Raw genomic sequence first — 1,429 nt, 5'->3', positions numbered from 1 at the left:
GTCCAGGACTCCTTCGCGAGCCTGGCGTTCACCTACAGCACCGGAGTGATCTTCCTCGGCTGTGTCACCATGGTGCTGCCCAAGATGCTCTCCAGGATCTTCCCTCCGCAGATACGCGGCCTGGGCATCGGCCTGCCGCACGCCTCGACCACCGCGCTCCTCGGCGGAGCGGGGCCGCTGCTGGCCGCCTACTCCGACGACCGGGGCGCCTCGGGCTGGTTCATCGCCGCCGTAATGGCCGCGGTCCTGCTCGTCTGGCCGGCCACCCTGTGGGAGCGACGGCTCTTCCGTGCCCAGCCGGCCCCGGGCGGCGACCCGGTGCCCGAACCCGCCGTCGCCCGCCCCGTCGGGTGACCGTCCGCTGTTCCGTCACCCCGTCCGGCACCGAGCGCCGGCGACGTTCCCGATGAGAGGTTGACACCATGACGACGTCCGACACCACCGACCGGTCCCAGGACGGTACGGCGCCGCCGCTCTCCTTCCACCAGGAGTTCCTGTGCATGTTCGACAGCGGGAACGACGGCGCCGACGTGGGCCCGTTCGGCCCCATGTACCACATCGTCGGAGCCTGGCGGCTGACCGGCGGGATCGACGAGGAGACGCTGCGCGAGGCGCTGGGCGACGTCGTCGTGCGCCACGAGGCCCTGCGCACCTCGCTGGTCCGCGAGGGCGGCACGCACCGTCCGGAGGTCCTGCCCGCGGGGCCCGCCTCGCTGGAGGTGCGCGACCTCGGCGGCGTCGACGAGTCGGAGCGGGTGCGGCGCGGTGAGGAACTGCTCAACGAGGTCGAGTCGACCGGTCTGAGCGTGCGGGAACTGCCCCTGCTGCGCGCCGTCCTCGGGCGCTTCGACCAGAAGGACTCGGTGCTGGTCCTCATAGCCCACCACACCGCGGCGGACGCCTGGGCCATGCACGTCATCGCCCGCGACCTGCTCCACCTGTACGCCGCCAGGCGCGGGAACCCGGTTCCCGCGCTGCCCGAGCCGACCCAGCACGCGGAGTTCGCCCGTTGGGAGCGCGAGGCGGCGGAGGCGCCGCGGGTCGCGGTTTCGAAGGAGTTCTGGCGCAAGCGCCTCCAGGGGGCGCGGATCATCGGGCTCGAGACGGACATGCCGCGCTCGGCGGGGCTGCCCAAGGGCACCGCGTGGCAGCGGTTCGCCGTGCGCGGGGAGCTGGCCGACTCCGTCGTGGAGTTCTCGCGGGCGGCCAAGTGCTCCCCGTTCATGACCATGTTCGCCGCCTACCAGGTGCTGCTGCACCGCAGGACGGGTGAGCTGGACATCACCGTGCCGACCTTCTCCGGGGGCCGCAACAACTCCCGGTTCGAGGACACCGTGGGGTCCTTCATCAACTTCCTGCCGCTGCGCACCGACCTCTCCGGGTGCTCCTCCTTCCGCGACGTCGTGCTGCGCACCCGCACCACCTGCGG

1 protein-coding gene and 1 pseudogene are annotated in these 1,429 nt (G+C 72.1%); both read left to right on the top strand.

Features of this window, described 5'->3' with window-relative positions:
- Window positions 1–354, top strand: a pseudogene (locus ACFV4P_RS35920) (MFS transporter); the annotation flags it as partial.
- A 68-nt stretch (window positions 355–422) separates the two neighbouring features.
- Window positions 423–1,429, top strand: a 1,007-nt coding sequence (locus ACFV4P_RS35915; RefSeq protein ID WP_380477686.1) for a condensation domain-containing protein, incomplete at its 3' end; no start/stop codon positions are given.

It is taken from the genome of Kitasatospora sp. NPDC059795, assembly GCF_042732175.1.
Classification (GTDB): Bacteria; Actinomycetota; Actinomycetes; order Streptomycetales; family Streptomycetaceae; genus Kitasatospora.
This window is presented reverse-complemented; position numbering and strand designations above follow the sequence as displayed.